At 36.1% G+C, this 4943-nt stretch carries 5 protein-coding genes; 3 read left to right on the forward strand and 2 right to left on the reverse strand.

All coding sequences use genetic code 11. The annotated features are described in order from the left end of the window. The first annotated feature begins 401 nt into the window (after nt 1-401). The 3 genes from AFK68_RS10660 to AFK68_RS10670 all read left to right on the forward strand — a co-directional run bounded on the left by AFK68_RS10660 (nt 402) and on the right by AFK68_RS10670 (nt 3303). Nucleotides 402-644 carry an ABC transporter substrate-binding protein gene (locus AFK68_RS10660; protein ID WP_210407343.1) on the forward strand — a complete coding sequence of 81 codons (243 nt, stop codon included), beginning with the start codon at nt 402-404 and terminating at the stop codon, nt 642-644. A gap of 481 nt (nt 645-1125) precedes the next feature. After that, a complete protein-coding gene (locus AFK68_RS10665) occupies nt 1126-1377 on the forward strand; it encodes a hypothetical protein (protein ID WP_094672683.1) in 252 nt (83 codons plus the stop codon). Between the two features lie 561 nt (nt 1378-1938). Next, nucleotides 1939-3303: a DUF1800 domain-containing protein gene (locus AFK68_RS10670; RefSeq protein ID WP_094672684.1), complete on the forward strand. Its 1365-nt coding sequence runs from the start codon at nt 1939-1941 to the stop codon at nt 3301-3303. A 73-nt stretch (nt 3304-3376) separates the two neighbouring features. Here AFK68_RS10670 and AFK68_RS10675 read toward each other — a convergent pair whose 3' ends face one another. Then, nucleotides 3377-3811 (reverse strand): DUF4332 domain-containing protein, encoded by a 435-nt coding sequence (locus AFK68_RS10675; RefSeq protein ID WP_094672685.1) that lies wholly within the window; start codon nt 3809-3811, stop codon nt 3377-3379. A gap of 263 nt (nt 3812-4074) precedes the next feature. Further along, entirely contained in the window at nt 4075-4722 is a 648-nt protein-coding gene (locus AFK68_RS10680; protein WP_094672686.1) for a peroxiredoxin-like family protein, read from the reverse strand. Nucleotides 4723-4943: the final 221 nt, after the last annotated feature.

Below are 4943 nucleotides of genomic sequence, written 5' to 3' on the forward strand. Positions count from 1 at the left end.
TCACCAGTGCTACCAAGGGATATAGTAGGACGAGTAGTAGTTGTTTGAGTTCCAGCAAGCATAATTTTCTCCTTGTTTTTTGAATTGAGCAGGACTTGGGCATTAACTCTATATATAGAGTATTAATTGGTAAATATTCCAAATAAGCTACTATATTTAGTGCTGTTGTGTAAGTCCTGCTCTATATTTTTATCATCTCCTAGTTTTTGGGGAAGTGGGAAAATGTGCATGAGTTATCACAATTAACTTTTTATTGTGGGTGGACGTGAATTTTCTTACACATTAGTTATCACAATTAACTTTTTATTGTGGGTGGACGTGAATTTTCTTACACATTGATGAGCAGTTAGGGGTCACATTCTGCCATAACAATAGTTTTGTGAGGAGATATGGTTTAATATTTGAACTTTCACCTATTTAAAAAGAATCAATCCTTTAATTCGACTTTACCTGGTGCAAATTTTCTAGACTCGAAAAACTTGAATGGAAAAGGTTTAAAAGTTATCATTGCTAATGATGCTAACCTTGAGGGGCAAGCAAAGAATGTTGCCAATACAATAGTCAAACGGTCAGAAATTCTAGGTGTTATTGGTCATTGGGCCAGTGAGATGACGATGGCAACTGTAGATATATATAACCCCTGAAGGGATCTATTTAAAATTATAGATTGATAGTAGGGGAGTAGGGGAGTGGGGGTAGGGACGTTGCATAAGGGCGTCCGTATGGGAGTGTGGAGAGATGGGGAGATGGGGAGATGGGGTGTATTAGATATTTCCCACTCATCCAATCATCAAATCAATTATTACCCATTTTTTATCAATTCATTCTCCCTCCAACCTATTTTTTGGAGATACTGTTAGGGCTTCTATATAACCGAAATCAATTAGTATCAGTTTCTCCTGGTGCGAGTACATCTGAACTCACACAAAATCGTCGAGAATTTTTCTTCCGAATTAGTACAGCTTACAGCAGTTTTCATTTCAGTAAACCACAGTAGGGGCGAACGGCCGTTAGCTACGCACAACTTTCCTATCGGAATGCTCCGCAAACGTTAACGCCCCTACAGGGTTTTGGTTATGACGATGTGGTTTATAAATCTGAAAAGGGCTGTATGATGCAGCGAAAGTGTTGCTTGAAGGAATTCGGCAACAAACTACTCGTCAGGGAATTCAGAATATCCTGGCAGATGAAAGTTTCAGTATTGATGGGGTAACAGGAAAAATTAAATTTAAACCAGGGACAGGCGATCGCCAAAAACTACCCTTGGAGTTAGTTAAGATTGTTCCTTGTGCGAATAGGATGTTCGGCTTCACATTTATTCCTATGAAGTTTTCAACACCTGAAGATGCAGGGTTGAACTGTTCGATTTATGACTAATATTATTTTATGATAAGCGTATTATATCTAATCCGGTAGCATCTGTATTATTTAGTATTAAAGAGAAGAATCTATATTGTAGGGGCGAATGGCCATTCGCCCCTACGCATTGTATGACAATCAACGAAATTATATTACCCCACTGATAACTGAAATGGCCGATTCTAAAATTTTACACCTAATTAATCGTCTGAGCCAGTAGTAGACTGTTTCATCTTAAATGATGCAATAGATGTAGGTTGGGTTGTTTGCGTTAGCATTGCGCAGCATGGGACGAAACCAAACAACAATCTTTCTCCCCTACTCCCCTACTCCCCTACTCCCTAATGCACTATTTTAGGTGAAACAGTCCAGTAGGGTGTGTTAGCGAAGCGTAACGCACCGAAAGATTTAGGGTAGGGCAGTGCATAAAATGTAACAGACCCGATAAGATCGCTAAAATGGTGCGTTACGACGGATTGTTAAATACCTTTTGCAGTCTAGATTTTAGCCGTCTTTTGATGTCCGCTCTTAGCGGAAACGCACCCTACTGGACTGATAACTCTTTCTTTGATCAAGATTATGACTGATATTAAAATTTTACACCTAATTAATCGCCTCAGTTTCGGACCGACTCCTGGGCAAATTGAAAATATTAAAAATATTGGTTTAGAAATTTATATTCAATCTCAACTACAACCTAATTCTATTCCCTACCCAAAACTATTAATTCAAAAGCTAGAATATCTCGATACATTACCTCTAACTCCCAGTGAAATAATCAGAGAATTACAACAACTTCAACAACAGGGAAAAGAATTAAAATTAGACCAGAGAGGATTAAATAGAATCAAACGACGTTTTGAACAAAAAATATTTTTACAAGCGACTAAAGGTCGTTTTTTACGAACATTAGAAAGTCCGCGTCATTTAGAAGAAGTGATGGTAGATTTTTGGTACAATCACTTTAATATTTTTGGTCGTCAAGGACTCAATCGGTTATATTTTAGCTCTTATGAACAAAAGGCAATTAGACCTCATGCTTTGGGAAAGTTTAGAGAATTATTAGGAGCTACTGCTCATCATCCAGCGATGTTAATTTATTTAGATAATTGGCAAAGTCGTAGAGGTAAAATCAACGAAAATTATGCTAGAGAATTATTAGAATTACATACTTTAGGTGTGGATGGAAGCTATACTCAAGATGATGTTATTGCTTTAGCAAAAATTTTTACTGGTTGGGGTCTCCCTCCTAATAATAAAAGAGCAGAAGATACAGATGGATTTTATTTTGATGAAAAACGTCACGAACCAGGAGATAAAATTTTTCTCGGACAAACAATTAAAGAAAATGGCATGGCTGAAGGAGAAAATGCTTTAGATATTTTGGCTAGTCATCCTGCCACGGCTAAACATATTAGTTATAAGTTAGCTCAAACTTTTGTTTTAGACCAACCTCCAGAATCTTTAGTTAATGTTTTAGCTAAGAGTTTTTTGGAGAGTGGAGGTAATATTTTTCAGGTACTAAATACTCTCTTCAACAGTTCAGAGTTTTGGCACTCAGAGGTACATAATTCTAAGTTTAAAAATCCTTATCGGTTTGTGGCTTCTGCTATGAGAGCTATTGGTAATGAAGTTGATAATTTTCGACCTATTAATGGGATTTTAGACCAGTTAGGAATGCCTCTTTATGGTTGTGTTACTCCCGACGGTTATAAAAATACAAAAGAAGCTTGGTTAGATTCAGATACAATGATTCGACGTAGTAGTTTAGCTGTGCCTTTGTCTGGTGGTTTATTGGGTAGGGGTCAACCTATTAGTGCGGAAGAATTAATGGCTACTTTAGGTAATAATTTTTCTGCTCAAACTCGTGGAGTAATCGAAAAGAGTTCTGCTGATTTGAGGGCAGCTTTAATCTTTGGTAGTCCTGAATTTATGAAGTATTAAATGTAAATTGTAGGGGCGAATGGCCATTCGCCGTTACAAATGTAGATTTTCAAACTTCTTCCTTCTTCCTTCTTCATAATGATAAAAATTGAGCTTGTTGAACCCATTTTTGAACTAAATCTACAGTAGGACAAAGGTCGCGACGTTGCATAGTTGATACCTGTAATTTGAGTATTTGTTGATGCAATCTCTGGACAGGTATTTGAGATAGTTGAGAAACTGAAGCAATACCAGCATGAAGCAGAAGTCCACAGTATTCACAGCCAATACTAGGAACTCTAGCTAAGTTTGCTAATGCTACCCATTTTTTAACATATTGAGGATGAATTTTTAGTTGACTTGCTAGGATTAATTTTTGTTGGGGACTGTAAGTTATTTCTAATAGTTTTCTAGTGTTGGTAATTCCACTTTCTATTAGTAAAGTTTGGTGTTGTTTGCTTAAACCTGGTAATTTTTCAATTGACCAGTTTTGAGATTTGATTGAGGGAATTTTTGGCAATTTTTTCATGTTTCCTCACTTTGCCTCTTCTTTATGTACAGAGCTTTTCAGGTTGATGAACCACATCTTCATAACCAAAACTCTGTAGGGGCGAATAGCCATTTCCGTTCCGGAATGCTCCGCAAACGCCCCTACTGTTGTCTACTGAAATGAAAACCTCTGTAAGCTAAATCAGGTTAAATTATTCTACAATTTAGTCTAAAAAATTAGGGGTAAACAACTGTTATCTCCTACTTGAATCTTTCTATCTAATTAAAGGAATCTCTAGGGTACTATTTGACTTTTTTTAACACATTAATAATCTCTTCTGGGTCGAGGCGTTTTGTATAATCTGGGTCTACAAAACTATGAATAACTGTACCATCAGTACCAACTACATAAGTAGCAGCTATTGGTAATTCAAAACTTTTATCGCCGTTATAAGCAGGTAGGTCAATACCAAAATTTTGATAAATTGGGCGTAATTCTTCGGGAACCTGAAAGACTAAACCAAATTTTTTAGCAACTTGATTTCCTACATCACTTAATACTTCAAAAGTTAGTTCGTTTTTTTCTGTAGTAGAAAGAGAATTATCTGGAGTTTCTGGAGAAATTGCGATTAATTTTGCTCCTAATTCTGTGATTTCTGGTAGATACTTTTGTAAACCTCTTAATTCCATGTTGCAGTAAGGACACCATCCGCCACGATAGAAGGAAATTACTACAGGATTTTCTGCAAGTAATGATTTTAAATCTACTGCGTTACCTACTGCATTTTGTAAGCTAAATTCAGGAACTTTTTCTCCTATTTTTAAGCTGTTGTTAATAATGCCAGAATCAGATAAGTCAACTACAGCTTTTTGCATTTTTGCCTTTGCATCTTCTGGTAGTTTTGCTTCTATTTCAGTTTGAAGTTGTTGTAAGTTTTCGGTTAAGTTCATAAGTATTTCCTAACTAATTTTAACTTTGTCTTGGACTTTCCTGTAGCAGTACCATTTATATTATTTCCTAGCCAAACCAAATTTGACTTGTAGGGATTTTACAACCTAAATAATTATTAATTATATCAAAAGTCGCCTGGTTAAGAGTAAGATTTTCAACCCAAATTTTGATAAAATCTAGAATCTAAAAAAAATACTGGTAGTCCTGCATTGTAATGGTG

The sequence above is a fragment of the Hydrocoleum sp. CS-953 genome (genome assembly GCF_002260545.1).
Taxonomy (GTDB): Bacteria; Cyanobacteriota; Cyanobacteriia; order Cyanobacteriales; family Microcoleaceae; genus Trichodesmium.